Raw genomic sequence first — 24,313 nt, 5'->3', positions numbered from 1 at the left:
ATTCCTTTCTTAAACCAAAAAAAATAGGAGACACTTAAAATTAATTAAGCATCTCCTCTTGATATTGAGTTTTTTATAATGAATCAAAATTGTCGACAATATTTGATTGTTCTTGTTCTTTTTGCTTTTGCTCTAACTTAGAAAGAATTCTATATTGAGATTCCATTAAATCAAATATGTTAGAGTCATAAAGCTCATTTAAATTCATGTGCTTACCATCTTCTCTAGATTGCATAAAGTCAATGAATTCAATGAAATACTCAAATTGTTTGGTATAAGAGAATGCTTCAAACTCTATTTGTTCTTCTTGTCCAAAAAATCTTTAGTAGTGTCTGCTATTTCTTTTTTTGTAAAGATTGATTGTAACTGTTCCATTAAAACTTCAAATAAATCTGGAGCATCAATACCATCTAACAACTCTTCTTTAGTGAACTGACCATTGTAAGAAACAGTTACTACGTCTGCTAATTCTTCAAATAATTCAACATCAGGTGTAGTATCTTGTGGCATATTTTCGAAAGCTTTACCAATTTTAAATGCTCTAAAAGCTAGTGAACCTTTTGCAAAATCTGAAGTGAATTCTTTCTTTGTACCTTTATTAAAATCTGTAACTAATGTAATTTTTCTCATAGTTAATAACCTCTTTATAATTTTATTTTTGTCTTGCTACGTGGATAATCATTGAAATAATATAATTAAAAAATAAGAGTAAAGACTACTAACCCTCTACTCTTATTGCCATACTTTATTCAGTTGTTACTTAAATTGTTGCTGTTTTGAATACTTTAGTATCAAATTTAGCTACATCAAAACCAGTTTCGTCTGAATAAACTTTAGTTTTGTACCAACCATCATTTATACGATCTAAAACAGTTCCCTCTAATTTGTAAGATTGAGCTTTAGCTTTATCTTCTTGAGTGTCTGCTTCATCTGATACTAATTCAAATGATACTTTAGCTAAACCTAATACAGCAAAAGAACCATCGTTGTAAGTGATTTCTGCTGAAACAGCAAAGTCTGGTGAAATATCTTCACTTGTGTAAGTGATTAAACCAGTTGTTTCATCTTTAGTCGCACCTTGAATAGCTAAATCTAATTCTTGAGGTAATGAAGCTAATTCAACTGTTAATTTACCACCATTTTTAGAATTTAATGTACCAATTGCTTTATTTGAAGCCCATACTTTTTCTGAACTTGATTCTGGTTGTACACCAAACTTTTGTAATAAGTCTTCAGCTACTGTAATTACTGGTTCAATTGTTAAAGCATCTTTATTATCAGCTGTAATCTTAGCTAAACGGAAATTACGTACACCTGTTACGAACTTATGATTTTTTGTTTCTGCCATTGTTAAAAAACTCCTTTAAATTTTGTTTTAAATAATAACTATTCCTTGATAACGTCTACCGTCTCTCAACATTTCAGTATCAATATCTTCATTAAAGATACTTGTGGACTGTTGAAATAGTTCTTGTTTCATTATTGTTTGAATATGTTGACCAATAATAAAAGGGTCTCCATCTTCTTGTTTCTGCCAAACGTCAATTTGAAATTCAGCAAAGTAACTTGTTTGTTTATCTGAAGCATAGTCCTGAGGTTGCCAACCAGTTTGACTAATTCTAATCACTGGTGATTGTCCTCTTTGTTCTTCTGGTATATTTCTAAGCCAAATATTATCTACTGGAACTAAACTAGTGAGTGTTTCATTACTAGCCAATGCTTCATAGACTTCATTTAAAATGTTTCTAGTAAATACTTCACTCATCACTTAATAGCTCCTTTCAGCTCTTTCATTATTGATTGTTTTACTTCTGATTTAGTTGATTGAATAGTTTTACTTATAAATGCTTGAGGTGATTGATTGATAGTTCCAAACTCAGCAAAGTGAACTCTATGCTTAACACCTTTCGGGTAACCAATACTTACATATCTCCCACCATGTTCAGCATCAGTTTTAGCACCAGATATAACTACATGATCTTTCATGTGAATACCGTCATTATCTTTTAAATCATAAGGTGTATTCTTTTCTAATTCTTTTCTAACAATCTCACTAGCATTTTTTAGAGCTGTATCAGTTACTTTCTTAACATTTAAACCTAATTTCTCAATATTTCTTAGTATCTCGTCAGTACCATTAACCTCTACACCTGAGTTATTACTCATGATTATCCAACCTTTTCAGCTATGATTGTCATAAATCTTTGCTCATACATATCAGGTATCACTTGAATAATCTTGTAAGACTTGCCATCAACTTTAATAGAACACTTATTTGTATCTATTTCAGTTGGTACTTGTCTAGTGATGATTCGTATTTGATGTTGAGTACTATTTGATACTGCTGTTTGATAATCCTTTGCCCAAACCGTATCGAAAAAAGCATAAAGTTTATATAATTCTTTCGTTACTTTCTTTTGAACACCAGATACATTTTGAATTGTAGTTTCTTCTATTGAAATAAGTTTATTCAGTTTACTAATATCAAAGTTCATCTAAATCACCTGTATAACGAGTTTGTAATTTAAAGATTGCACTTTTAATACCATAGATTATATTGTATTGAGGTTTATCCGTAATTGCTTTTCTATTCTCATAGAAATGAGTAACGAGTAAAATAACAGCTCTTTCATACGTTGGATTATTATCAAAATAGCGATTATCTCTAAACTCACTATTTGATACCGAATTCTTAATTTCATCTTCAGCCCATTCAACGTATTCAAGTAATAATTCATCATCAAAATCAAATGTAAGTCTTAAATGTTTTTTTACTGTTTCTATATTCATGGTTATTCACCATCTTTAACTGTTTCTGTTACCTTTTTAGCTCTAGGTTTACGTACTGCTTTTTTAACTTCAACTTTTTCAATTAATGTATTATCATAAGCAATAATCTTATTAGCCCTTGCATCAGTTAAATCTAAAATTTCATTAACTTCAGTCATACGCTTTAACACAGTATCGTTATAAGCTTTCTTAACTTTGTATTGTTCCATTGTTACAGCTCCTTATATTAAGATTTCAAAATAAAAAGCTCAGACTAGAATTAACTAATCTAAGCTTGAAATTTTAATTAAACTGTTAGCGCAAGTGTAATTTTCTTAACTGCGTTAGGATTTAAAGCGATAGCATCGTAACGCACAGCTACCATTAAACATTGAGCAAACTGCATGTAAGAAGTCCATTGCAAATCATAACGAGAACGGTCTACTAAACCAACAGCTCCAGCTAAATCTCCAACGTAACCAACACCTGCTCCAATTAACTCATCTTCTACAACAGCTACTGGCATACCTAATAATTGTTTACCAGATGTTGAAGCTATTGAGTCTTGTAGTAAGTAACGTCCATTACCGTCTTTGTAAGTATCAACAACATTGTAAGCTGTTTGAGATAATACTACTTGTTTACGGTACTTAGGAGCTAAGTCTACATTTACTAATTTCTTAAGAGCATCTAAGTCAGCTACAGCATTATCTGCTTGAGTGTTTAATACGTCTAAGATTAATTTATTTTGAGTAGCTACTACTGATTCATTTAAAATTTGTTTAACTAATTCAATTGCACCAATTCCATCTTCAATTGACTCTTGCGATACTGGGAAGTAACCACGGTAAGTATCTACTTTGAATGATGCTTTTTTAATTGGTCGAATACCTAATTCTGGATTTTGTTCTAATTCAGCAACTGCTGTTAATGCTGGAGCGCTAGTACCATCAAAGAATGCTACTTCACCTTGTCCATTTGATACTTTCTTAACTTGTACTAAGTTAGCTAAAGCTGAAACATCATCTGAATAGTCTACTACTTCTTTAGCGATTTCAGTTGGAACGATAATAGCTCCAGATTCAGTTGTTAAACCATCACGTTTTTCTCCAGTCATCATGTAATGTTCAAATGCTGAACGTACCTCATTTTTGTTATCTAATTCTACAGTTTCTACAATATTTGTCATTGATCTTTGTTCCCCATTCATATTAATATTTTTTAATTCAGCTTCTAACTCATCTACACGAGCTTGAAGTTCTTCAATATCTTTGTTATCAGTAACTACTTCAGTTACTTCTTCTTGCTCTTCTTTGTCTTGTGATACAACTTCATCAGATTCAACATCAGAACGTTCTTCTTGAACTTCTTCAGTTTCTTCTTTATCCAATTGACTTTTTAACTCATCAATTTCAGCTTGAATAGCTTTAGCTTCTTCTAATAATGATTTAGCTAACTCAGCATTTTCAGCTTTAATAGCTTCATCTGCTTCAACTGTCTTTGCATCTAATTGAGCTTGTTTTTCTTCAATTGCTAATTTAATTTCTTCTTGAGTCATTTGTTGCTCCTTTACTGCAAAATAAAAAGACCATCAATAATTGATAATCTTAAAGTTTGCTTATAAATTTTTTAATTTAAATAAATCTAGCTCAACTTGAACTAAATCTAATTGATTTCGTTTCTCTAATTGTTCTATGCTACGTAATGCAATTGCTACATCACTTGATTCGTATGCTGGTAAAGATACAATGCTGATTTCTCTAATACGTTTGATTGCTTTAACAGTTCGTTTGTAAATAGATTCCTTAGTATCATACTTAACATCTTCACCGTCTTTATCTAACGTAAATTCAAATGAACATTGATTAATGTTACCAACTCTAATCTGTTCGTATAAATCACGTCCTAATGTAGTATTAGGTAGTTTAGCTTTAAAACGTAAACCAACTTCATCAACCTCAATATCTAAAGTTTCAGCTGATTGTCTACCTAGAACGTTATCCCAGTTGTGATTGAATAATAATCTTAAATTATTTAATTCAGTATTCTTTAACGCTTCAGGTGTGATTGTTTCAATAAAGTTTCCTAAGTTTTCGCTCCATGTATTAAATCTTAATGCATACCCTTCAACAATCATTTCACTAGAATCATCTTCTAATTTACGAACTTCAATTTCCGCTTCGAGTGTTCTAACTTCCTTACTCATTCGTTTGTACACCACCTTTTTCTTGTGCTTTATTAAGTTGATATTCTTTTGCAATTGAACTATCAACAAAGTTTAAGTTTGTGATGTACTGATTACCAATTTCATCATCAATTGGTGGTAACCCTAACGCTTTACGTCCTTCATTCACTGATATGAAACCTAGTTCTCTCTCAAGTTTAAGATTCTCTCTTAACTGTTTAGCATCAATATTTTTGTATGCATCAACATTAAAATCAAAATCAATATTCATGTTATGATCTAACTTGTATAATTCACTAAGAATAATATCAATATAGCTTTTTAATGTGCTTATTAGATAATCTTGATTTAATTGTGATAAGTCCATATTTGATGTGCTGATACCTAATTTGTGCAATGGAATTCCTAACACTTGTGCAATTGCTTTAGTTGAAGTATCGTTATTATTAACCATTTTGATTAATTCAGTATCAATCTCAAGTGGTTCATATTCAATATCTTCATCAATAACTACAACACTGTTAGCATTGTTCATACCAGCGTTTGCTTTCTGCCATGAATTCTTTAGCTTAAGTTTATCTTCATCTGACAAACCACTATCTTTTGCTTTCAGTAAGCCACCTGCATGTGTTCCATTTTTAAAGAAATTGTTTAAGAATGATTGACTATTGTTTTGAATATTTAACTCGGTTTGTAATGATCTAAGAACACTACTACCAACTATTCCATCAATTGAATTCATTTTAAAATGCATCATGTCAAGTGATTTTACTTTACGTGTTTTACTATCATTTGTAGCGACTTCATAATAAACTTCTTTAATGTATTTACTATCTTTAACTACTTTGACTGTAACATCACTATTCTTAATTAAATCTAACTTGATGGCTCTACCATTTTCATTGCGACTAATCTCAACGAATACATTACCATCTAATATAAGGTTAGCTACAATAGCATATTTCAAACTATAACCATTCATAATGTCATTAGGTTTATTGTTTAATAACTTTAATAAATCATCATGACTATCTTGAATAGTCTTAACTTTGAGTCCAGCTATATCACTACTAATCATCTGTAAAGAAGTTAATATATCTGCATTCTTTAAAGCATTGATTCCAGTGAAACTAATATCATTCCAATTTTCATTAGTAATGACATCTACAAAAGCTTGTACTTGATGTGATACTGTATCATTTATTGTTGTTATGTTTCTTTTAAAAAAACTCAAATTATGATTGTCTCCTTTCTATTTAAAATGTAAAAAGACAAAAAAGAGACTTGTTCAGTCTCAACTCTTATCTATACTTTACTCATACATGTGTAAAGTAATTTTACTTGACATAATTATTACTGATTTTTTTTGATATAAATGGATATAAAAATTAAAAATAGTCCAATTGATATATTGAATAGAATCACATTGAACATATATATACCAAAGAAAACAAAATAAGAACCTATTAAAAATATTATTAAATGTCCGTAACCAATAAATAAGACACTTAATAATGTAATCAATAGATTCCACATTTTTAATATTAAATTTTTAGATTTCTTCATTATACTATTACATCACCTTTCGCTAATCTTTCTTTTAATGTTAGTTTTGCATGTTCATGAAATTGTGCTTGAGTGTATGCGTTCATCAAAGCTACAATAGGATCAATCTTATTCCTAGCTTTAGTCTTATTGATTAATACATTATCATTCACATTCTTTATCACAGCATTGTTTACAGCAATCGTTAACAATGGATTATTAGAGTGAACTACTTTACCTTCAATCACATCATATCTATATTGTTTAATAGTCTCACTTAATCCCATCATACTTTGAGCCACTTCTATTAATTTAAATTCTGAAGCTCGTTCTTCCATGTCTATTAACCACGTATTAGCTAAGTTTCTATCATAGTAAATACCTTTAACGTTTAAATCATTATCAGTAACATATGATTTAATATAATCAGTCACTTGTTTATAGTTAATCAAACCACTTTTTAAATTTGTTAATGTTGCATAACCATCATCAATAAACCTTTGATAGTCCATTTTGTCTCTTTGCATCTTTAAATCTAATGAGCCTTCATATCCAATAAAGGAATGACTGTCACACCAAAGCTTATTATCTTCAACAGCATGTATCATTGATACGGAACTTAAATCATGTAATCTTGATAAGTCAACACCAATATATACATCTGCTCCTTTTACATTAGGTTTATCTATTACATTGTTCATCCAATTTTTATTAGATACAAACACATCATCACTATCTGAATTGTTTTGCCACATATTAAAGTTTTTAATTTTAATAGCTGTCATGTTACCTTTTTGTTCTTGTTCCTTTATGTCAGCTTTAATATTTCTCATGATTACATCACGTTTAGTTTCTGATTCCAATAGTGGCATAGCTTTGATCCATAATGATTCATCATTCATTTCTGTTTCATCATCTAACTCAGCACAATATACAAAATAATTTTCATCAATAATCTCACCATTGAGTAACTTAGTGATATATTGATACTCTTCAGCATACATTGGGTTATTTAAATTTGATCCAGCTGTACTAACTATTAAAGTTAAAGGGTTCTCTTGTTGACCCATACCAGTCTTTAAACGCTCATACATTGTTGTGTCTTTCATTTCACCAAACTCATCTAGAATGATACATGACATTCTACCGTTACTTGCGTAATACTTTAACACTACTTACTGTAGTCGGTTTAGACTATATCATACTCTTAATCGTTACTTTAAGAGTCCTATTGTTTCCACTCATTGAGTGTACTCTACTAAGTTGTATTGTATTTATCCTCTCGATAGATACTCACTGTTCGATAGTCGTTGCACGTTCCTTTTAAAAGGCTTCGCTCATGATTGTCTTATAAAAGAGTTTCCATGAATTAAATAGGTTATTCGATATACATCACTGTATAAAGCCCCTCATGTTAAGGGTTAGTACCATCTGCTGAGTCTGGCGAATTTGATAACGGTGAAATTATACTTTCATCTTTGAGATACTCAATTTTTTTATCTAGTGTTTTGACATTGTTATTTAAATATCGTGATTTCTTCTTTAATAAGTTAATTTGACTTGTAGCCATTTCAAATATGATACGTGATTGTTTATAAGCATTTGAACTAATGTATACCTCACGTTGTCTTAAAGGTGATTTACCAAAGAGCATTTCATATTGAGCTATACCAGCTGTTGTCATACTCTTAGATTGTTTACGTCCAGTGCTTATATAAGCTTTTGTAAAACGTCTTATCTCAGTACCCTCATGTACCCAGCCATATAACGAGCCATATATAAAGTGTTGAAACAATAGCATTGGTAATGGTGTACCTGTCTTAATATCTGGCAATGTACCAATATACTTAGTAACACGATTAGCTAAATCTGGTCTCCATTCATATCCATCTACACCCGCTTCTAAGTTGTCCAAGTGACGTTGACATGATTTAATATTCTTATCGGATGCAATGATTTCACCATTAACTACTTTTTCAGCATATAGAGTTGTATAGTCTATTATTTCTGTCATTATGCATCACCAAATGCTTTAAGGAACTCATCCTCTTCTGTTGATTCAGCTGGAGCTAATCTTAATCTACTATCAATACTCATACCTAGCATATTGCCTACAGATTTCATTTCTCTTAGAATTTCTAACTTTTGTCTACGTTTAGTTGTAAGTTGTTTATCAATTACTAAATCATAATCTTTTTCTAATATTACTTTTAATGCTGTGATCTCTTCTAGTACATCTCGATAGTCTGAATACAACTCACAATATGTTATTAATGTTTGTTGATCCAATTGAGCTACTGGTAAATGTTGAATCAGTTTGTACACCTTTTTGTATTCAGCTTTAGCAATATCAGTTAAATATTTAGGTGGTGTCTTACTCAGTTTCTCAAACTTTTCTAATGCTTTTTCTTTATTTTGTTTTGCTTCAATTTCTGCTTTAGTTAAATGTTGATTCATATTAACTAAAGGTTTTTGAGGTCTTACCATAACTTCTATCAGTCCTTTCTATTTTATTAATATGGTAAAAATTGTTTTACATGCGTTTTAGGAGATATTCTATATTTTTGGACATTCAAAACGGAGTTTGAATTAGATGAGGGCGCTCGGTTAAATCTGATAAAAATATTTGATGCGTTATTTCGCATGGGGCTTCCAAATTTGAAATTTTATTTTTATAAATTTATTTTTCATTTTCATTTTTAAAAAGTCAATATTAAAATTTATTTTTTTGAAAGCATTACAACATGACACGAACACGTATTCGTATTATAATATAATTAATTAATATTAATTAAATCTTACATAGAAAGGAATTACCTTATTGAATAATACTTTTACTTATCCAAAGTCATTTTCTGAGATTTATAGTTCTACTATTACGAAACCTTTTGTTACGAAACCTATTTTTAACACTACTAGCATTCAAAGTAGATTATTCACACCTAAGCAACCAACTTTCTTCAACGCTTCAAATCAAATGAAAAGGATTAAACCATTCTCACAATCTGATCTATCTGTCTTTGGTTTATCATCTAACTTACGAAAAGAGATGAGCACTATTAAACCTTTCGGCAACTTACACAAAGAATTAACTTCATCATTATCAAGTCGACTAAAGGAAATAAACTCTTCATACTCTAAACAACTATCTTCAATAACTAATATAAGTAGCAATTGGATTACACAAGCTAATAAAGTTTTCTCACCAGTAAATCATGCTTTGAAATATTATGAAGAAAATAAAGAAGAGATTGATAGAACTTTAGAGTTGTTTGAAAGCTATGCTAAAGAATATCCTGTTGAAGCTGAAGAAATGTCTGTCGTTGATTTCTTAGACTTCGTAGATGAAAAAGAAGCACAAAAAAGATTTGTAGAAGCATTTAAAACTGTATTTGTTCCAGCACCTACTTACACAGTACCAACATCATATCAACTAATTGAACAATTTAATGGTTCTATTAGTAATCAATTAAGTCAACTAAATTATTTTATAGAACTTAGTCTAAGTACAAATGATTTAATAAATCTTAAATTGATTACTTATGCAATCTTTCAACACCTTGCTGGTAATTATATTAATGATAAATCTGGATACCCTCATATGTCCTTAATAATTCAAATAATAATTATTATATCATTTGGAAAAACAAACAATAAAGACACTGACAAATAATCAGTGTCCTTTCTTTCTTCAGTCTATTCAACTATTACATATTATCTTTAATCTCATCTAACACACCATATATTGCTACTTGAACTATCAACATCAACACCATAATAAATATAATCATTTTATATCCTCACTTTCTAATTTTAATAGCCAATCTACTTTTCTACTTTGCTTTACTTCTTTATGTCTTACATCTTCAACAAATTTAATATTGAACTCTTTCTCTATCATTTCATTATAAGGCATCAGATTTAATTTACTAAAATTCGTATAATCATCATCATCATTCTGTATAAAATAAACTGCTTCACTTTCTCTTGTAAGTACATCACACTTAATAGCTATACCGTTCATCCCTCTTATAAGCATATTGAATAATAAAAATAGAAACGCTCTATCATCTAACTCTTCTACAATATAAAAATTCATTGAAGGCTTATATTCAAAAGGTGAATGTTTATATCTATCTTGTGACCATCTTTGAATCATGATCCCACCTGTTCCAGCACATACTTCATAATAATTATTTGTATCTTCAACAAGTCCACTTAATATTCGACTCACAGAATTAGGTGTATAATCTTGTTTCTTTTTCTTTCTATCAGCGTGTTCACTTTCAAAGTATTTCTGAAACCAGTCCCAGTCCAAATCTTTATCAAATGTTTCTAAGAAATTATTAAAAACTTTATGACGTTCTTTAATATCACCTGTTAATATATCCATAATTTTTTGAGGTGCTTGATAACTATTCTTGATATCTAGTAATCCATTTATTATATCAGCGTACTTATCTAAGTTCTCTTCATCTTTTAATGACTCTTTATATGCAATATGTAAAACATCATCTATGTATTTGTATTCTTTAACGATACCTTTTTCTCGTATTACTTTATGTAATTCATCAACTGATTTCACAGCTATCCATTCAAACTTATCTGTCATCACATCACATCCTTCTAGTATTCGTCCAAATATCCATTCAGCAATTCATTCTTATAATATTCAAAACATCTTATATAATCTGCTTCATCTTCTATATGATCTAAATCTAATTCTTCAATTCTATTCTTGATTCTTTCAATTTGTTCTTCTGTTAAATCTTTATACACTTTCTCACCTACTTTTCATATTCAGTGAGATTAATACTACTAACTCATATAATCTTTCAATGTTTTCATTTTACTTAATCTATCATCATATTCTTTCTTTCGTTTAACTTGTTCAATCAACTCATCAGCTGACTCACAATAATACTTTTGTCCATCAATAAATACTCTAACCAGTTGTTCTCTCTTTGCCACATCAAACTTATTAATTAATAATTGTTCATCTATCATTTCATTAGCTCCTCTTCAATTAATTCATCTTTAACTTGTTGAAACACTTCTTTGAATTCATCTTCAGTCATTAACTTTTTTTCATGTACAATCATATTTTGTACAATCCATTCCGAAGTGTCCCAATCGTGACTCAGAATACTTCTACCTGCTTTTACCATGTTTTTGATACGACTATAATTTTCATTCATCTATATCATCTCCATTAATTTTGTAATTCAATAAAATGTTTATCCATAAATTCTTTATTCAAATAATGTTCTGTTTCTTTTACTTGAAATTCTGTTTGTTCAATCAGATATTTATAGTAATCATAATCTTTTTCTTTTACTGAATTTAACAGTTTTTTAATATGAATAATTTCTCTGTCACCTTTTCCAATTTCATAAACAGCACCTTGTTTTTCAGAGAAAGTACTTTTTATACATAAATATTTTTTCATTTTGACAGCTCCATTTTCTATAATTTTGTAATATAAAAAGAGATAGCAATTAAGCTACCTCAATTAATAATTTTGAATATATTCGATTGGTCTATTCGAACCTGCGACTGGTGAATATTTTCTTATAAATAATTTATCAACTAATGCTTTTTCAATATATAAATTTGTTTCGTTATAATAGTAGTAATTATTTCTTTCATATAAATTGTATTTCATACCTTCTTCAAAATCTGTATTATTCACTGAAACATTTTGTAAACAAACATATTCAAACATTCTTTCACTATCAATTTTGTTTTTAGTATTTATAGCGTATAATTCCTTTTCTTTAACAACAGTATTCACTTTTATATCATATGCTACAACATTCTTTTTACCAAATAATTTTTTTAACATTCTACATCGTCTCCATTTTCTATTTTTAGTTAAATTCCGTATTTGATTTTATCTTCTTTAGTTTTGATATTATGACACTCATTACATAAACATTGTAAATTGTTTAAATGCAATCTCTTATCCCAATCCACTTTTGTTGGTATAATATGATCCACAACATCAGCAACTTTAATAAGTCCTTTAGCTTTGCAACTTTGACATATATAATCATCTCTTCGTAATACTTGTTTTCTTTTGCGTTTCCAATGTCCGCTGTTATAAAATTTTATGTATTCTTTGTTATTATCATATCTTGTTCTATTGTATGCATTACTCGATTTATCATTTTTATGTTTATCACAATATTTAAGAGGTTTCTCTATCTCTTCGCTACAACGTGGATGTGAACATATGTTATACAACATAATTCTTCAGCTCTTCAGCATCACATTTCTCACATAATTTAATGCATTTCTTATTGCCATTAGCTTTTAATTCATCAAAAAAGAACGTATGCTTTTCAACATACGCTCCCTCTTCATAACATTTTAAACAGTAAGTTTTACATTCACTACTTTTAGACTCAGCTACAAATTCATAATATTTATCTTTCTGTTGTAACATTTCTTCATGCTCTAGTTCATGTCTACTCGTATCAACTTTTAACGATCCATCAGAATGTAAATTTAAATATCTTTCTTTCACATGTCGAACATCATTAAAAGTATATTCATTGTAACCTTCCCATTCTTGCTTAGCTGGAACTACTTCCCTTACTTCCTTAGCTAACTCAGCTTCAATGTTTTGTCTAATCAATCTGATTATTCTATGACTCAACAACTCTTTACTTTTACAGCATCTAACTATATTCTTTTTCTCATCCAAGCTTAATCCCTTTGTTATTACAATTTCAAATGCTTCAGTTTCATAATGTTGAGCAACATATTTACTCAATTCAATTTGTCTATGAGTCGCATCATCAAACATATCAGATGCATTACACATCTCAACATATTGTTCAAAAACTTCTCTCATTTTATTTCTATTATTCGTATTGAAACCATATTTATTCTCAGTTCCAAACTCTTCTTGATATTTTTTAACAACACGATTCTTTACGATTCTCTTAAACGCTTTAATATCTTGTTTATTCAAATTGCTCATATCATACATTGCTCTTCTGTTAGCTTGAGTTTCTTTACTGTTATCTGTTTTAGCTACATAAATATCTTTCAAAGCTTCATACTTTTGTAATTGTTTCTCAGTTAATAATCTTTCTTTATTCTCGTCAAACCATTGTAAGAAGTGATTGTAATGAGCTTTATCTCCATACGTCCATAATTTATTTTCATCACCTAAAAAATTGATTAATTCACTTTGTTCATCATCATTATTTACAATAGTATGTATAGAATTATCAGCACCATCTAAAGTAATAGTTTTTCTGATTTCTTTACCATTTTCATCTCGTGCTAAACTAATAGTTTTTGAATATGGATTAACTTCAATCATAATGTGATTTTCAATATAATCTCTTATATATTTCATTCGTGTATTGTATAATTTATCATCAGCTAACAATTCATCTAAACTTTCTAACTGATCCAATTGATTAGCACCTTCCACGAACAGCATTGCAAAAATTTGAATGAAGTCTGATTTTACTTCAATCTGATATTTGTATTTGTTATACATTTTCACATAAAATCTAGCTAATCTTGATTGTCTTGAAGCTCCATCTAAATTATCAATACCTTTAATTTTTAAATTAGCACCAATTGAACACAATTCAGTATCATCAATAGTTCTATCAACATATTCATCAGTAGAACAGTTTGTAACTGCCCTATTTGATGTTGTCATTGTAATAATCTTTTCAAAATGGTACTCAACTAATTCATTTATATTATTTTTAAAATCAATTCCATTATTTTTCTTCATTATGTATCAATCTCCTAGTATATGTATGTATTGCTATGTATTACTTATGTATGTATTGCCTATGTATTAATTCAATCTATAAATTTATGTATGTAATTTTATTTACGACTTGATAAATCACGCTATAAGGCTTGTCATATTCTTTAACTAAGTCATTTACTGTAGCTCCAGATGCATGTTTCATACGAATCTCTAAAGCTTCATCCATTGTTAAAAAGCGTTTGTTGTGAGTAATACCTTTATCTCTTTCTAACTGATGATAGTATTTAATATTTTGACCTCTTGTTGTCCAACGTAAATTTCTAGGGTCATTATTGAGCTTATTGTCATCGATATGATCCAAAGTATCAAACACATCTGATTGTGGATTGAATACCCATAACTTTCCAATGCATGAATGTACTTCTACTGGTCTTTCTCCAACTTTGACTCTCATGTAACCCGTACCTTTATGAAATGTTTGTTTTTTCTCAATGACCTTACCTGTGTTGCGATGATGACTGTAAACCTTTGAATGTTTTGATACATAAATATCAACTTGTTTCAAACTTTCATATAACTTTGCTTCACCTTTTGCTAATAATTCTTGTAATTCCAATGCTTCTGCACTTGCTTTAACATTTTCTAATTTCATAATTGATAATCTCCATTCAAATTTTAGTTTTATATTTATTAAAGAATCTCCAAATTCTTATTAATTTCTCTTGCAAAATCATGCGTGTATGAGCTATAATTGATTTATAGATAAATTGGACAAGTCTATCCTAAATTAAGCAAATAGCCCATAAAAATTAAAGGAGCTTAAGCGCTAGCCCCTTAGATATGTATTCTATTTAGTTTTATATGTATGTGTTGTATGTTGCTTATGTATTAGTTATGTCCAACAGCAAATTCTTGTGTCATTAAAGCTGTTGATAATCTTTTACCGTAATCATAGTATTCTTTTTGCATATGAATTTTTCTATCACGTTCACCCTGTATTAAATCCTCACCCTTATTACCAATATAATTTTTATTGATCTCAACAGTTTCATAATAATTCAAATTCTTTAAATATGTTTTCTCGAACCATTCGATTAAATACTCTAAACGCAAATCATTATATTTATTAACAACTTCTTCTACACCTTTATCATAAATCTCTTTAAGTTTTTCATTTTTATTTAGATAACGATTTAATTCTTTATCGGTGAAATATTTATTGATTGAAGCTGTTTTAAAAGTGAATTGAAATTTTTGATTCTCACCTTTTGAATTAGTTAACCCATCTGCTTTTAATTTCTCACTTAATAATTTAATACTTAAGAACTTATTAACCTTTTCACCGTTCTCTTTCATTTCTTCAATTTCCTTTTTCACTTGTAACTTTAATGCAACCAATTCAGAAACTTGAGTAGGATCAAGCAAGACTCTTTTATTTTCATATTCTTTTTTCTTCTTTTGTTTTTCATACTCTTCTAATTGCTCTTTAGATAAAACAGATAATATACCTTTCAGTTCTTTTTGATAATGTTGTTCTTCTTCAGTTAATTCTTTCTTATTTCCATTAATCAAAATACCATATGCATAGTCATTGTGATATTCAATCAATTTATCTTTATCTAATCTACCTAAGGCACCTTGCATTCTCTTAATAACAGTTTCATATGAATAAAATACCTCATGCAATTTAACTGATATTTCTTCATCTGAATATTTTCTAATTTCCATTGTTCCATGTTCATTTAAGAATTCAACTACATCAGAAGTAATATCTCTACAATGTTCAATCATCTTCTTTTTATTACTGTTATATTTCATCTGCTTATATCCATCAAATTGAGATTGATTTACTAATCCAAAGTGTAAAGCCCATTGTCCAGCTGTTAAATCTCCCTTTGGTAACAGATTATTATTTAAGCTAAGTAATACTAACGCCTCAAGATGAGTTGTAAAATCGCCAACTGGCAATCCACCTTTATCCTCTTCACGTTCCTTTGGTGTTGCATCTTCATTATGTAATTTTTCAATTGAATATAATACTTGTCGTTTATTTTCTGGATTCTTGTAAGTTGTATATTTCTCAACGAATTGTTCTAGTGTTGTTAATAATGATACTTTCATATTGTTGCTTATTTTTTTGTTTGGATTTTTCATTTTTTCAATATAAGTTTCGTTATCAAATACTTTTAATATTTCCATTAAATCTACATCATTGCGACCCACTAAACCTTTTACATCATCTTTATTAATTTTTACAGTTTTTCTTTTCAACTTGATTTCTATCATGTTATTGTTTGTCATAATTTCCAAAACTCCGTTTCTATAATTTCATTCTACATATGTTATTAATGTGCATTCTATTGCGAGATCATAACCTTCAGGCACATCTACAATTTCTCCTGTATCTTTATTTAATAATTTGCCACCCTTAATGATTTCTTGTTTCTGTTCAATTTTTATTATTTCCATATAGTCAGCTCCATGTTTATTTAGGAACCGAAGTTTGTTTAACTAATAATAATTTATAGTTAAACAAACTTCGGTCACTATTATTTTCAACGTTCACCATTACCCCCCCTCATCTACCTAATAAGTAATAAATTAATAATATATCTTATTAGGTAGTTCAGGGGTGGTAATCATTCATTTTTTTAATAGGGGACGAAGTTCCTTTAACTAAAGAGATACTATAGTTAAACAAACTTTGTCCCCTATTATTATTTGTTCAATCCAGTTTTATTTTAGGTGGTAAAACATCCACTCCACTACGTTCCGTTCCTTGATTTCACACACCTTGTCGTGCACTTCGTGCCCTCTCTTTAATAATTATTTACTTCAGGACTCTATAGAATCACGATAGTTAGAAGAGAGCAAGCTTGCTTGCGACAAACTCATCATTCAATGAAGCGAAGCGAAATGCTTTGAATGTGAGTCATTCTTTTAAAATATTATTAATTGTTTCATATCTTTTAAATCAAACATCGTTTCCCTATTTAATTGAATGTTCTCTTCCATCAATTGATTCAACTTTTTTAATTCATTAAAAACATCTTCCATAGTAACCTCTTTAACTTCATTAACTTTCGTTTCTTCATTTAATTTATTATTCATTATATAACGACCCCTTATATTTAAATATTTTTTTGCTTGAATTATTACTTTTGTATTCTAAACTTTTCCATTTAGAAATTTCTTGATTCTTCCTAATGTATCTTTTTTAAAGTTACGTTCACCTCTAAGCCAATCTGCGAATTGTGTATAATTCATATTGCAAGCTTCAGCAATCTTATTAATATTTGGATTGTAATTTTCTGATCTAAACTGTTTCATCTGCAAACGTAACTCTTCATTCAATTGTTCTTTCATTTGAGTAGCTCCTTTCTGTAAGATTTATATGTTCATTTCGTTTAATTAATTACACTAATATCCATCAAAAAAAAGATGCCCAAATTATTGGACACCTTTCGGAGATTTGATAAATAAATAATAAATTAAAAAAAGAAATGGAAAAATGAATTTAGAAATAAAATAATAATCATCAGGAGGTAATGAGTATTAATCTCTATCTATACTATATAGATACAAGTGTAAAGTTTTTATGAGATATTTTAGATTAAGTATTCTCAATAGTAATTGCGAAAACAACTCAATAAATGTCGAGCATTTTTAAAATTACTTTTTCAAATACATATCTCCCTATTAGTATTGTCTATTTTACTTGAAAAATACAAAGATTCTGCGGAATTACAATTTCAAATATATATCTTCTCATATAGTATTGTCGAGTTTAGTGCTAAAATGTCGAGCATTTTTAAAATTACTTTTTCAAATACATATCTCCCTATTAGTATTGTCGTTTTACATGATGATTTAGTGTTATTTTGACGGAATTATAATTTCAAATACTATCCTACATATTAATTGTTGGAATTGAAGCTATTTTATTACTTGTTGTGACCGAATTATAAATAAAAACATATCTCCCTATTATAATTGTTATTATAATTGCAAATATACACTTACTTTGATGATAAAATTCTGATTTTATTTTGAGAAATATTATCTTACAAATGCTTTTAAATGACACAATACAACATCTTCAACCTTATCTTCATAACTTTTAAGCTCCAATTGTTTAAAATAGTTTTCACCAATTACAATAGCGTGAGTGTAATTATTATTAGAATCACCAAGTACATCTACTTTATAAAATTTGTTATTATGTTTAACATAGAATGATTGTTTAATCTGTATCATCTGATTCTATCCCCTTTGCATATTATATTTTGTCTTTGGAAAATAAAAAATGAGTGGCAAAAATATACCACCCATTTTATTTATAGTGTAAATTAACGATAAACTACTTTATAATAAGTAAAAACTTTTTTCTTACTGCTAGTGATACTATAAACTACTCGAACTTTAGCTAAATTACTTTTTCTTGTTTTGTCTACATATATTCTTTTATTATTAACGAAATAGTTACTACGATATTCAAAAGAATTATACATCCATTTTTCTAATAAAACTTTAGCACCTAGTGCATCTGCTTTATTCTCACTAACCTTCACATTCGTTGGACTTTGTTGATCTAAGCTTACACCATATCCACTTAAAAAAAGCGCACTAGACATCGCAACCGTAGATAAAATCTTTGTCATTTTTTTCATAGATAAACTCTCCTTTGAAATATAATTTTAAACTACAGTTACATTTTATGTTATATATTATTTCATTACAAGTGATTTTGAAAATTTTATACAAATATGTTCAATTCCTCTTCCTTAACCTTTAACTCTTTCTTCATTTCTTGTGATTCTAATTGTAACACTTGACCATTCTTAATTTCCTGAGTAACCATCTCTAACAACTCAACTAACTTGTTTGGGTCTTGTAATAACTCTTGCGTATTAAAATTATTATTAGTATCAACATTATATGAGCCAGTTTTACGAATCTGAGGTAATACCTCTGATGTCACCCAACGTTTGAAACGTTTAGCTGAATCAAGTTTACTACTGAAGATTAATGCGTATAATCCCGATTCGTTGATAAGCGTTACATGTCTGTTTTGACCTGCGTGGTTAATTTGGCTACGCAGCTTATCTTCGTTATCAACTTTCTTACTAATTGCTCCTCGATAATCTTCGTATCCCAATATTTGTGCAACATCGTTACCTACAAAATACGGTTCGTTATCAATCTCCATAGTTCTCACTGGTAACTCGTCAAAATTAAATGTTTGAATTGAATTCTGTTCTTTATTATTTTGTTCTTGCTCTACTACTTGTAACTCTTGTTTTGTTTCTTCTACTATAATTGATTCTATTCAAAATAAAAAAACACTCAACTTAATGAGTGCCTTTAACTTCTTTATTAATTTCTTGAATATTTTTAATAGAAGTTACAATAACAATTACATTAGCAATTTTTAAAATTAAATTCGTATCTATAATAAATGATATTGCTAAAACAGTTGTACAGGTGATTAACAATACAATGTACATGATCTTGATTGCTTTTTTATCTAACATAATGACACCTCTTCTATTTATTTACTTTTATTATATCATGATTTCATATTAACTTGTCATATAGAATCTTTTATACGCTTCATATCTTCACAGCATTATGGACAAATAGAACGATAGTAGTTAAATAGACAAATAGTACCCAAAATAAAAACACTTCATATAGCCTATGATATTTCATAAATATGAAGTGTTTTTTGATATTGTTATTGATTATTTAGTTTAGATTGATATTCTTTATATCATATTCAATTGCATCAAGATTAATATATTCTTTTACAAATTCATTATCTATTAAATGAATCAATATTAATTCTTCATTTGCAATATGATATGAGTGAATTTCAAATACTTCAGTTTTGTTTGAATTAAGATATTTAATTCTGATTATTAAATACTTGTTAGTGTCAGCTTTATATTCAGCTAATTTTTCAAATTTCTCAACTACCTTATCTAATTTATATACTTTTATTATACCTTTTGCTCTATTAGATTCAATAATGATATTCTTATCTACATTGATTTTCACATGATTAAAGTGAATTTTATTTGTGATTTTAGCCATTATTTCAACCTTCTTTTTCGTGTTCTTATATTATTATTAAGATTTGCATTAAATACATTATCCAAAGGTGAAAATTCTTTTTGACTACTAATAGTTATTTCTTCGCTAACATGTGCATAAATTTCAGTTGTATCTATTCTTGCATGTCCTAATATCTTCTGAAGTATACGTATGTTACCACCATTTTCGATGAATAGCATAGCTGCTGTATGTCTAAAAGCGTGACAACTAAACTGAGTTTTAATATCATACATCTCTTGATAACGTTTAAGATTAGCTCTAAATGCTTCAGGTGATAATTTTTTACCAGCTGATCCAACGAATAAATATTCAGATTGAAAATCCCTAGTTTCTTCAATTAATTCTTTCATTAGTTTAGCTGTTCTATTAGTGAAACCGACGTAACGAGGTTGGTTATTTTTAGTTTTTGGAAATAGTATAATCTGTTTTTTAAAGTCTATATCATCTAGTTTAATATTCATAACTTCGTCTATACGTCCAAATGTATCTAACAAAACATGAATACCAACGAATAAACGAAATTCAGTGTAATAAGTTTGATTTAAACTATCTAAAAAGTATTTCAATTCATCCAAAGGAATAGTCTTAACTGTTTCTTTTTGTCTTTTAAGATATTTAATTTTATTGAATGGGCTTTTAGAAATATATTCTTGCTCAACTAAAATTGTATAGATAGTTTTACATAATTTCAAATAAGTATTAACTGTTGATGCTTTGATTCCTCGTTGTTTCGTTTTTTCATCATTACGAGTATGATAATGAACTTTGTCTGTATTCAGCCATCTAATAAAATTTTTAGCTTCAGATTCAGTTATATTCATAGCATCTTCTCTATCCCCGAAATATTCTTGTAATGCTGTAAATATACGATTGTAGCCATCAATGGTTGATGCTGAACAGTTTTCTAATACTTTTTGATTAATTACAATCTTTCTTACTCTATCCCAACCTTTGTCAACCTCAGCAACTTTCACATGCTTTCTTGTTAAAGTTCTTTTCATAATAAAACATCTCCTTATTTCAATTGAAAATTCAATCAAATAAAGAGATTCAGACATACTGTATAGATTCAAGGGTGGAAAGAGTTAATTCCCGTACTTTCGTAATTTAGCGTGTTATCTTTCCATTTTGATGATTTTAATATTTATTACCAATTAATACCATCTATAGTTACAAAGTTCAAATGGAAAGATAACATCAATTGGTAATATTTACATTCTCACGTTGTGTTTCCACTTGGGATGATACCACCACCTTATGGCGTTTACGTCCCTCTCTACAATCTTTTAATAAAGGACATTCTAAGCATTTCGGATTACATGCGACACAGTGATAGCGTCCGAAAAAGATAAGTTGATGATGCGTTTTATTCCATCGTTCTTTCGGTATTTTATTACATAACGTTGCTTCAACTTGTTTCACATTATCTTTCCACTTACAAATGCCAAGTCGTTTCGATACACGCTCAACATGTGTATCCACTGCAAGTGCAGGAATTCCATATGCTACGGATACAACAACATTTGCCGTTTTTTGTCCTACACCTGGTAATGCTACAAGTTCGGCATGTGTTTTTGGAACCTCACTATCGTATTTATCAATTAATATTTGGCAAAGTGCTTGAATATTTTTTGCTTTATTTTTGTATAGACCAATCGAGCGAATATCATTCATTAATTCTTCAACACTAACACTGATATAGTCCTTTGGTGTTTTATACTTTTGAAATAATTTTTTTGTTACTTTATTAACGAGTACATCCGTACATTGTGCAGATAATAACACTGCAATAGTTAACTCAAATGGATTATCGTGTAAGAGTTCACATTCTGCATCTGGAAACATTTCATCAATGATATCCAACATTTCTAAAGTTTTCTTCTTACTTATCATAAGGGTTCTCTCCATTCACCCAATCAAAAACAGGTATATCTGGCACTGTTTTTGATAAAGTTTTTGACGGCTTATACTCATTACTAATAACTTTCGACTCATCAATCGTTTTCACATTTCTTTTCTTCCAATTGAGCAATATTCGATCGATGTATTTTATACTCAATTTATTATGACTACTTGCTTCATTAAGTGCAGTTAAAATAAGTGGCGCTGAATGTTTATCAGTATCTATCCAGTGGGTAATAGTTTCAATTTCAATTGGTGTTAAAGGTCTCGCAAACGTAACTTCAAATCGTTCAAATACTTCTTTAAAGCTTGCTTGCTGAGCACTCATGTTTTTTGATTTATCCTGTTCTTCTGACAAACCAGATAAACGAGCTTCCAAAGGTGATAAATCAAATCTTTCTTCAAAATGAAGCTCGTCATACTTTTTGACGTCTATTTTTATAAAATCTTTACTAATTAAGTTTTGTAAAATTAACATCACTTGTGCTTTATCTATACTCATTGCATGACTTATCGTTTCGAAAGATGGTAAACTACTTTCATTTGATAGTTCGATAATTTTCATAATCATAATGAGCTCAGTTTCACTCATTCCAAGTTGATGATAGTGGTTGAATAATACGCGAGGAATTATGACATCTTGTTTAAATATACTCATAGCCCCCTCCTTATGATAGAAAAATCGTACAGATATATCACTATATCTATACGATTATATATTTTTGTGAATAAACTTGTATTTATATTAATATTACGGGTATAAACGGTTTAATAAACGTGGGAATGGACTTGTTTCTCGAACGTGTTCTACACCTGATAACCAAGCTACAGTACGCTCTAACCCTAAACCGAAGCCTGAATGAGGTACACTTCCGTATTTACGTAAATCAGTATAATATCCATAAGCTTCAGGGTCTAATCCATGCTCTTTAATGCGAGATTCTATTAATTCCAGATCCCAAATACGCTCAGAACCACCGATAATTTCACCATATCCTTCTGGTGCAATTAAGTCAGCACATTTCACTGTACCTTCTTCATCAGGATTAGGTTGCATATAGAACGGTTTAATACCCGTTGGATAATTAATAATAAATACTGGTAAGTCATAATGATTGGCAATCGCTGTTTCATGAGGTGCTCCGAAATCATCACCCCACTCAATATCATCAAATCCTTGTTCTTCTAAAAATTTAATCGCATCAGTATATGTTATTCTTGGGAATGGTGCTTTAACTTTCTCAAGTTTTTCAACATCTCTTCCAAGCAGTTTTAAATCTAACTGACAGTTTTTGAGAACAGATTGTACAACATATGATACATATTCTTCTTGTACTTTTAAGCTATCATCATGCTCATAAAATGCCATTTCTAATTCTATCATCCAAAATTCGATTAAATGACGTCGTGTTTTTGACTTTTCCGCACGGAAAGTCGGTCCAAACGAGAATACTTTACCATGAGCCATTGCAGCGGCTTCTAAGTATAATTGTCCTGATTGAGACAAAAATGCATCTTCATCAAAATATTTAGTATGGAATAATTCACTTGTACCTTCTGGAGCAGATCCTGTTAATATCGGAGGATCCATTTTTGTATATCCTTCTTGATTTAAAAATTCATATGTTGCTCGAATAATTTCATTACGAATCTTCATCACAGCATGTTGACGTTTTGAACGCAGCCACAAATGACGATGATCCATTAAGAATTCAGTACCGTGTGCTTTAGGTGTAATCGGATAGTCTACTGCTTCATGTATCACTTCAATACCCGTTACTTCCATTTCATATCCAAAATCAGAACGTTCATCTTCTTTAATCACACCAGTAATATATAATGATGTCTCTTGTGTAATTCCTTTTGCAACTTTAAATAAATTTTCACCTACTGATTCTTTAACAACAACAGCTTGCATAAAACCTGTACCATCTCGTAACTGCAAGAATGCAATCTTACCGCTAGATCGTTTGTTTAAAATCCAAGAACCAATCGTAACTTCTTGTCCTACATATTTGCTTGCTTGATTAATTGTAATTTTTGTCATG

General features: G+C 29.3%; 37 protein-coding genes. 1 reads left to right on the top strand and 36 read right to left on the bottom strand.

Translation table 11 applies throughout. The features are described from left to right. Nucleotides 1–73: 73 nt before the first annotated feature. The 14 genes from ACMGE9_RS12450 to ACMGE9_RS12385 form a co-directional block, all read right to left on the bottom strand. Entirely contained in the window at nucleotides 74–208 is a 135-nt protein-coding gene (locus ACMGE9_RS12450) for a hypothetical protein (protein WP_414043085.1), read from the bottom strand. Nucleotides 209–294: 86 nt separating this feature from the next. Continuing rightward, complete coding sequence (gpG, locus tag ACMGE9_RS12445) at nucleotides 295–630, bottom strand: phage tail assembly chaperone G (protein WP_414043084.1); 336 nt, start codon at nucleotides 628–630, stop codon at nucleotides 295–297. A 130-nt stretch (nucleotides 631–760) separates the two neighbouring features. Then, on the bottom strand, nucleotides 761–1,348 hold the full coding sequence (locus ACMGE9_RS12440) for a major tail protein (protein ID WP_414043083.1): 588 nt from the start codon (nucleotides 1,346–1,348) through the stop codon (nucleotides 761–763). 27 nt (nucleotides 1,349–1,375) lie between these two features. Beyond that, nucleotides 1,376–1,765, bottom strand: coding sequence for a hypothetical protein (locus ACMGE9_RS12435; RefSeq protein WP_414043082.1), 390 nt, complete (start codon nucleotides 1,763–1,765; stop codon nucleotides 1,376–1,378). Beyond that, nucleotides 1,765–2,166 carry an HK97-gp10 family putative phage morphogenesis protein gene (locus tag ACMGE9_RS12430; RefSeq protein WP_414043081.1) on the bottom strand — a complete coding sequence of 134 codons (402 nt, stop codon included), beginning with the start codon at nucleotides 2,164–2,166 and terminating at the stop codon, nucleotides 1,765–1,767. Before ACMGE9_RS12430 ends, ACMGE9_RS12435 begins: the two co-directional genes overlap by 1 nt. A 2-nt stretch (nucleotides 2,167–2,168) precedes the next feature. Then, on the bottom strand, nucleotides 2,169–2,495 hold the full coding sequence (locus ACMGE9_RS12425) for a head-tail adaptor protein (protein WP_414043080.1): 327 nt from the start codon (nucleotides 2,493–2,495) through the stop codon (nucleotides 2,169–2,171). Next, a complete protein-coding gene (locus ACMGE9_RS12420) occupies nucleotides 2,485–2,790 on the bottom strand; it encodes a head-tail connector protein (protein WP_414043079.1) in 306 nt (101 codons plus the stop codon). Before ACMGE9_RS12420 ends, ACMGE9_RS12425 begins: the two co-directional genes overlap by 11 nt. 2 nt (nucleotides 2,791–2,792) lie before the next feature. Then, on the bottom strand, nucleotides 2,793–2,999 hold the full coding sequence (locus ACMGE9_RS12415) for a hypothetical protein (protein ID WP_414043078.1): 207 nt from the start codon (nucleotides 2,997–2,999) through the stop codon (nucleotides 2,793–2,795). Between the two features lie 77 nt (nucleotides 3,000–3,076). After that, nucleotides 3,077–4,327: a phage major capsid protein gene (locus ACMGE9_RS12410; RefSeq protein WP_414043077.1), complete on the bottom strand. Its 1,251-nt coding sequence runs from the start codon at nucleotides 4,325–4,327 to the stop codon at nucleotides 3,077–3,079. Between the two features lie 60 nt (nucleotides 4,328–4,387). Then, nucleotides 4,388–4,975, bottom strand: a complete 588-nt coding sequence (locus ACMGE9_RS12405; RefSeq protein WP_414043076.1) for an HK97 family phage prohead protease — start codon at nucleotides 4,973–4,975, stop codon at nucleotides 4,388–4,390. Next, nucleotides 4,968–6,188, bottom strand: a complete 1,221-nt coding sequence (locus tag ACMGE9_RS12400) for a phage portal protein (RefSeq protein ID WP_414043075.1) — start codon at nucleotides 6,186–6,188, stop codon at nucleotides 4,968–4,970. The genes ACMGE9_RS12405 and ACMGE9_RS12400 overlap by 8 nt, the downstream gene beginning before the upstream one ends. Before the next feature lie 331 nt (nucleotides 6,189–6,519). After that, nucleotides 6,520–7,608, bottom strand: coding sequence for a terminase TerL endonuclease subunit (locus ACMGE9_RS12395; protein WP_414043074.1), 1,089 nt, complete (start codon nucleotides 7,606–7,608; stop codon nucleotides 6,520–6,522). A 305-nt stretch (nucleotides 7,609–7,913) separates the two neighbouring features. Beyond that, nucleotides 7,914–8,513: a terminase large subunit domain-containing protein gene (locus tag ACMGE9_RS12390; RefSeq protein WP_414043073.1), complete on the bottom strand. Its 600-nt coding sequence runs from the start codon at nucleotides 8,511–8,513 to the stop codon at nucleotides 7,914–7,916. Then, nucleotides 8,513–8,986 carry a phage terminase small subunit P27 family gene (locus ACMGE9_RS12385; RefSeq protein WP_414043072.1) on the bottom strand — a complete coding sequence of 158 codons (474 nt, stop codon included), beginning with the start codon at nucleotides 8,984–8,986 and terminating at the stop codon, nucleotides 8,513–8,515. The genes ACMGE9_RS12390 and ACMGE9_RS12385 overlap by 1 nt, the downstream gene beginning before the upstream one ends. Before the next feature lie 334 nt (nucleotides 8,987–9,320). On the opposite strand from ACMGE9_RS12385, the gene ACMGE9_RS12380 reads away from it, so the two are divergent. Beyond that, the gene (locus tag ACMGE9_RS12380; RefSeq protein ID WP_414043071.1) at nucleotides 9,321–10,172 is read left to right on the top strand and encodes a hypothetical protein; all 852 of its coding nucleotides are present in this window, start codon (nucleotides 9,321–9,323) and stop codon (nucleotides 10,170–10,172) included. A gap of 114 nt (nucleotides 10,173–10,286) precedes the next feature. Here ACMGE9_RS12380 and ACMGE9_RS12375 read toward each other — a convergent pair whose 3' ends face one another. From ACMGE9_RS12375 to asnS, 22 genes are all read right to left on the bottom strand, one after another. Beyond that, entirely contained in the window at nucleotides 10,287–11,111 is an 825-nt protein-coding gene (locus tag ACMGE9_RS12375; protein ID WP_414043070.1) for an N-6 DNA methylase, read from the bottom strand. Between the two features lie 14 nt (nucleotides 11,112–11,125). Continuing rightward, complete coding sequence (locus tag ACMGE9_RS12370; RefSeq protein ID WP_414043069.1) at nucleotides 11,126–11,278, bottom strand: hypothetical protein; 153 nt, start codon at nucleotides 11,276–11,278, stop codon at nucleotides 11,126–11,128. Nucleotides 11,279–11,317: 39 nt separating this feature from the next. Beyond that, a complete protein-coding gene (locus tag ACMGE9_RS12365; RefSeq protein WP_414043068.1) occupies nucleotides 11,318–11,506 on the bottom strand; it encodes a hypothetical protein in 189 nt (62 codons plus the stop codon). Continuing rightward, nucleotides 11,503–11,697 (bottom strand): hypothetical protein, encoded by a 195-nt coding sequence (locus ACMGE9_RS12360; RefSeq protein WP_414043067.1) that lies wholly within the window; start codon nucleotides 11,695–11,697, stop codon nucleotides 11,503–11,505. The genes ACMGE9_RS12365 and ACMGE9_RS12360 overlap by 4 nt, the downstream gene beginning before the upstream one ends. A 14-nt stretch (nucleotides 11,698–11,711) precedes the next feature. Further along, on the bottom strand, nucleotides 11,712–11,948 hold the full coding sequence (locus tag ACMGE9_RS12355) for a hypothetical protein (RefSeq protein WP_414043066.1): 237 nt from the start codon (nucleotides 11,946–11,948) through the stop codon (nucleotides 11,712–11,714). A gap of 63 nt (nucleotides 11,949–12,011) precedes the next feature. Continuing rightward, nucleotides 12,012–12,344 carry a hypothetical protein gene (locus ACMGE9_RS12350; protein WP_414043065.1) on the bottom strand — a complete coding sequence of 111 codons (333 nt, stop codon included), beginning with the start codon at nucleotides 12,342–12,344 and terminating at the stop codon, nucleotides 12,012–12,014. A gap of 29 nt (nucleotides 12,345–12,373) precedes the next feature. Then, nucleotides 12,374–12,748, bottom strand: a complete 375-nt coding sequence (locus ACMGE9_RS12345; RefSeq protein ID WP_414043064.1) for an HNH endonuclease — start codon at nucleotides 12,746–12,748, stop codon at nucleotides 12,374–12,376. Then, entirely contained in the window at nucleotides 12,738–14,264 is a 1,527-nt protein-coding gene (locus ACMGE9_RS12340; protein WP_414043063.1) for a hypothetical protein, read from the bottom strand. Before ACMGE9_RS12340 ends, ACMGE9_RS12345 begins: the two co-directional genes overlap by 11 nt. Before the next feature lie 76 nt (nucleotides 14,265–14,340). Further along, nucleotides 14,341–14,898 (bottom strand): HNH endonuclease, encoded by a 558-nt coding sequence (locus ACMGE9_RS12335; RefSeq protein ID WP_414043062.1) that lies wholly within the window; start codon nucleotides 14,896–14,898, stop codon nucleotides 14,341–14,343. 236 nt (nucleotides 14,899–15,134) lie between these two features. After that, nucleotides 15,135–16,547: a hypothetical protein gene (locus tag ACMGE9_RS12330; protein WP_414043061.1), complete on the bottom strand. Its 1,413-nt coding sequence runs from the start codon at nucleotides 16,545–16,547 to the stop codon at nucleotides 15,135–15,137. 27 nt (nucleotides 16,548–16,574) lie between these two features. After that, the gene (locus ACMGE9_RS12325) at nucleotides 16,575–16,715 is read right to left on the bottom strand and encodes a hypothetical protein (RefSeq protein ID WP_414043060.1); all 141 of its coding nucleotides are present in this window, start codon (nucleotides 16,713–16,715) and stop codon (nucleotides 16,575–16,577) included. Between the two features lie 471 nt (nucleotides 16,716–17,186). Continuing rightward, nucleotides 17,187–17,357, bottom strand: coding sequence for a hypothetical protein (locus ACMGE9_RS12320; RefSeq protein ID WP_414043059.1), 171 nt, complete (start codon nucleotides 17,355–17,357; stop codon nucleotides 17,187–17,189). A gap of 57 nt (nucleotides 17,358–17,414) precedes the next feature. Continuing rightward, on the bottom strand, nucleotides 17,415–17,612 hold the full coding sequence (locus tag ACMGE9_RS12315) for a hypothetical protein (RefSeq protein WP_414043058.1): 198 nt from the start codon (nucleotides 17,610–17,612) through the stop codon (nucleotides 17,415–17,417). Nucleotides 17,613–18,305: 693 nt separating this feature from the next. Continuing rightward, nucleotides 18,306–18,503, bottom strand: a complete 198-nt coding sequence (locus tag ACMGE9_RS12310; RefSeq protein ID WP_414043057.1) for a hypothetical protein — start codon at nucleotides 18,501–18,503, stop codon at nucleotides 18,306–18,308. A gap of 92 nt (nucleotides 18,504–18,595) precedes the next feature. After that, nucleotides 18,596–18,916 carry a hypothetical protein gene (locus tag ACMGE9_RS12305; RefSeq protein WP_414043056.1) on the bottom strand — a complete coding sequence of 107 codons (321 nt, stop codon included), beginning with the start codon at nucleotides 18,914–18,916 and terminating at the stop codon, nucleotides 18,596–18,598. An 86-nt stretch (nucleotides 18,917–19,002) separates the two neighbouring features. After that, complete coding sequence (locus tag ACMGE9_RS12300) at nucleotides 19,003–19,455, bottom strand: Bro-N domain-containing protein (RefSeq protein WP_414043055.1); 453 nt, start codon at nucleotides 19,453–19,455, stop codon at nucleotides 19,003–19,005. 142 nt (nucleotides 19,456–19,597) lie between these two features. After that, nucleotides 19,598–19,780: a hypothetical protein gene (locus ACMGE9_RS12295; RefSeq protein WP_414043054.1), complete on the bottom strand. Its 183-nt coding sequence runs from the start codon at nucleotides 19,778–19,780 to the stop codon at nucleotides 19,598–19,600. 214 nt (nucleotides 19,781–19,994) lie between these two features. Then, entirely contained in the window at nucleotides 19,995–20,342 is a 348-nt protein-coding gene (locus ACMGE9_RS12290; RefSeq protein WP_414043053.1) for a hypothetical protein, read from the bottom strand. Further along, nucleotides 20,342–21,421 carry a tyrosine-type recombinase/integrase gene (locus tag ACMGE9_RS12285; protein WP_414043052.1) on the bottom strand — a complete coding sequence of 360 codons (1,080 nt, stop codon included), beginning with the start codon at nucleotides 21,419–21,421 and terminating at the stop codon, nucleotides 20,342–20,344. The genes ACMGE9_RS12290 and ACMGE9_RS12285 overlap by 1 nt, the downstream gene beginning before the upstream one ends. 139 nt (nucleotides 21,422–21,560) lie before the next feature. Further along, nucleotides 21,561–22,256, bottom strand: coding sequence for an endonuclease III (gene nth / locus ACMGE9_RS12280; RefSeq protein ID WP_414043051.1), 696 nt, complete (start codon nucleotides 22,254–22,256; stop codon nucleotides 21,561–21,563). Beyond that, nucleotides 22,246–22,923 (bottom strand): DnaD domain protein, encoded by a 678-nt coding sequence (locus ACMGE9_RS12275; protein ID WP_414043050.1) that lies wholly within the window; start codon nucleotides 22,921–22,923, stop codon nucleotides 22,246–22,248. The genes nth and ACMGE9_RS12275 overlap by 11 nt, the downstream gene beginning before the upstream one ends. Before the next feature lie 93 nt (nucleotides 22,924–23,016). Next, nucleotides 23,017–24,312, bottom strand: coding sequence for an asparagine--tRNA ligase (asnS, locus tag ACMGE9_RS12270; RefSeq protein WP_414043049.1), 1,296 nt, complete (start codon nucleotides 24,310–24,312; stop codon nucleotides 23,017–23,019). Nucleotide 24,313: the final 1 nt, after the last annotated feature.

It is taken from the genome of Macrococcus animalis, assembly GCF_047425875.1.
GTDB lineage: Bacteria > Bacillota > Bacilli > Staphylococcales > Staphylococcaceae > Macrococcoides > Macrococcoides animalis.
Note: the sequence above shows the minus strand (reverse complement) of the source record. Positions and strands in the feature narration are given on the sequence as shown.

What these genes read in the sequence shown, in the direction of transcription:
- ACMGE9_RS12450 (WP_414043085.1), bottom strand. Translation starts at nt 208, where the DNA reads ATGAATTTAAATGAGCTTTATGACTCTAACATATTTGATTTAATGGAA.
- gpG (WP_414043084.1), bottom strand. Translation starts at nt 630, where the DNA reads ATGAGAAAAATTACATTAGTTACAGATTTTAATAAAGGTACAAAGAAA.
- ACMGE9_RS12440 (WP_414043083.1), bottom strand. Translation starts at nt 1,348, where the DNA reads ATGGCAGAAACAAAAAATCATAAGTTCGTAACAGGTGTACGTAATTTC.
- ACMGE9_RS12435 (WP_414043082.1), bottom strand. Translation starts at nt 1,765, where the DNA reads ATGAGTGAAGTATTTACTAGAAACATTTTAAATGAAGTCTATGAAGCA.
- ACMGE9_RS12430 (WP_414043081.1), bottom strand. Translation starts at nt 2,166, where the DNA reads ATGAGTAATAACTCAGGTGTAGAGGTTAATGGTACTGACGAGATACTA.
- ACMGE9_RS12425 (WP_414043080.1), bottom strand. Translation starts at nt 2,495, where the DNA reads ATGAACTTTGATATTAGTAAACTGAATAAACTTATTTCAATAGAAGAA.
- ACMGE9_RS12420 (WP_414043079.1), bottom strand. Translation starts at nt 2,790, where the DNA reads ATGAATATAGAAACAGTAAAAAAACATTTAAGACTTACATTTGATTTT.
- ACMGE9_RS12415 (WP_414043078.1), bottom strand. Translation starts at nt 2,999, where the DNA reads ATGGAACAATACAAAGTTAAGAAAGCTTATAACGATACTGTGTTAAAG.
- ACMGE9_RS12410 (WP_414043077.1), bottom strand. Translation starts at nt 4,327, where the DNA reads ATGACTCAAGAAGAAATTAAATTAGCAATTGAAGAAAAACAAGCTCAA.
- ACMGE9_RS12405 (WP_414043076.1), bottom strand. Translation starts at nt 4,975, where the DNA reads ATGAGTAAGGAAGTTAGAACACTCGAAGCGGAAATTGAAGTTCGTAAA.
- ACMGE9_RS12395 (WP_414043074.1), bottom strand. Translation starts at nt 7,608, where the DNA reads ATGAAAGACACAACAATGTATGAGCGTTTAAAGACTGGTATGGGTCAA.
- ACMGE9_RS12390 (WP_414043073.1), bottom strand. Translation starts at nt 8,513, where the DNA reads ATGACAGAAATAATAGACTATACAACTCTATATGCTGAAAAAGTAGTT.
- ACMGE9_RS12385 (WP_414043072.1), bottom strand. Translation starts at nt 8,986, where the DNA reads ATGGTAAGACCTCAAAAACCTTTAGTTAATATGAATCAACATTTAACT.
- ACMGE9_RS12375 (WP_414043070.1), bottom strand. Translation starts at nt 11,111, where the DNA reads ATGACAGATAAGTTTGAATGGATAGCTGTGAAATCAGTTGATGAATTA.
- ACMGE9_RS12365 (WP_414043068.1), bottom strand. Translation starts at nt 11,506, where the DNA reads ATGATAGATGAACAATTATTAATTAATAAGTTTGATGTGGCAAAGAGA.
- ACMGE9_RS12360 (WP_414043067.1), bottom strand. Translation starts at nt 11,697, where the DNA reads ATGAATGAAAATTATAGTCGTATCAAAAACATGGTAAAAGCAGGTAGA.
- ACMGE9_RS12355 (WP_414043066.1), bottom strand. Translation starts at nt 11,948, where the DNA reads ATGAAAAAATATTTATGTATAAAAAGTACTTTCTCTGAAAAACAAGGT.
- ACMGE9_RS12350 (WP_414043065.1), bottom strand. Translation starts at nt 12,344, where the DNA reads ATGTTAAAAAAATTATTTGGTAAAAAGAATGTTGTAGCATATGATATA.
- ACMGE9_RS12345 (WP_414043064.1), bottom strand. Translation starts at nt 12,748, where the DNA reads ATGTTGTATAACATATGTTCACATCCACGTTGTAGCGAAGAGATAGAG.
- ACMGE9_RS12340 (WP_414043063.1), bottom strand. Translation starts at nt 14,264, where the DNA reads ATGAAGAAAAATAATGGAATTGATTTTAAAAATAATATAAATGAATTA.
- ACMGE9_RS12335 (WP_414043062.1), bottom strand. Translation starts at nt 14,898, where the DNA reads ATGAAATTAGAAAATGTTAAAGCAAGTGCAGAAGCATTGGAATTACAA.
- ACMGE9_RS12330 (WP_414043061.1), bottom strand. Translation starts at nt 16,547, where the DNA reads ATGACAAACAATAACATGATAGAAATCAAGTTGAAAAGAAAAACTGTA.
- ACMGE9_RS12325 (WP_414043060.1), bottom strand. Translation starts at nt 16,715, where the DNA reads ATGGAAATAATAAAAATTGAACAGAAACAAGAAATCATTAAGGGTGGC.
- ACMGE9_RS12320 (WP_414043059.1), bottom strand. Translation starts at nt 17,357, where the DNA reads ATGAATAATAAATTAAATGAAGAAACGAAAGTTAATGAAGTTAAAGAG.
- ACMGE9_RS12315 (WP_414043058.1), bottom strand. Translation starts at nt 17,612, where the DNA reads ATGAAAGAACAATTGAATGAAGAGTTACGTTTGCAGATGAAACAGTTT.
- ACMGE9_RS12310 (WP_414043057.1), bottom strand. Translation starts at nt 18,503, where the DNA reads ATGATACAGATTAAACAATCATTCTATGTTAAACATAATAACAAATTT.
- ACMGE9_RS12305 (WP_414043056.1), bottom strand. Translation starts at nt 18,916, where the DNA reads ATGAAAAAAATGACAAAGATTTTATCTACGGTTGCGATGTCTAGTGCG.
- ACMGE9_RS12300 (WP_414043055.1), bottom strand. Translation starts at nt 19,455, where the DNA reads ATGGAGATTGATAACGAACCGTATTTTGTAGGTAACGATGTTGCACAA.
- ACMGE9_RS12295 (WP_414043054.1), bottom strand. Translation starts at nt 19,780, where the DNA reads ATGTTAGATAAAAAAGCAATCAAGATCATGTACATTGTATTGTTAATC.
- ACMGE9_RS12290 (WP_414043053.1), bottom strand. Translation starts at nt 20,342, where the DNA reads ATGGCTAAAATCACAAATAAAATTCACTTTAATCATGTGAAAATCAAT.
- ACMGE9_RS12285 (WP_414043052.1), bottom strand. Translation starts at nt 21,421, where the DNA reads ATGTCTGAATCTCTTTATTTGATTGAATTTTCAATTGAAATAAGGAGA.
- nth (WP_414043051.1), bottom strand. Translation starts at nt 22,256, where the DNA reads ATGATAAGTAAGAAGAAAACTTTAGAAATGTTGGATATCATTGATGAA.
- ACMGE9_RS12275 (WP_414043050.1), bottom strand. Translation starts at nt 22,923, where the DNA reads ATGAGTATATTTAAACAAGATGTCATAATTCCTCGCGTATTATTCAAC.
- asnS (WP_414043049.1), bottom strand. Translation starts at nt 24,312, where the DNA reads ATGACAAAAATTACAATTAATCAAGCAAGCAAATATGTAGGACAAGAA.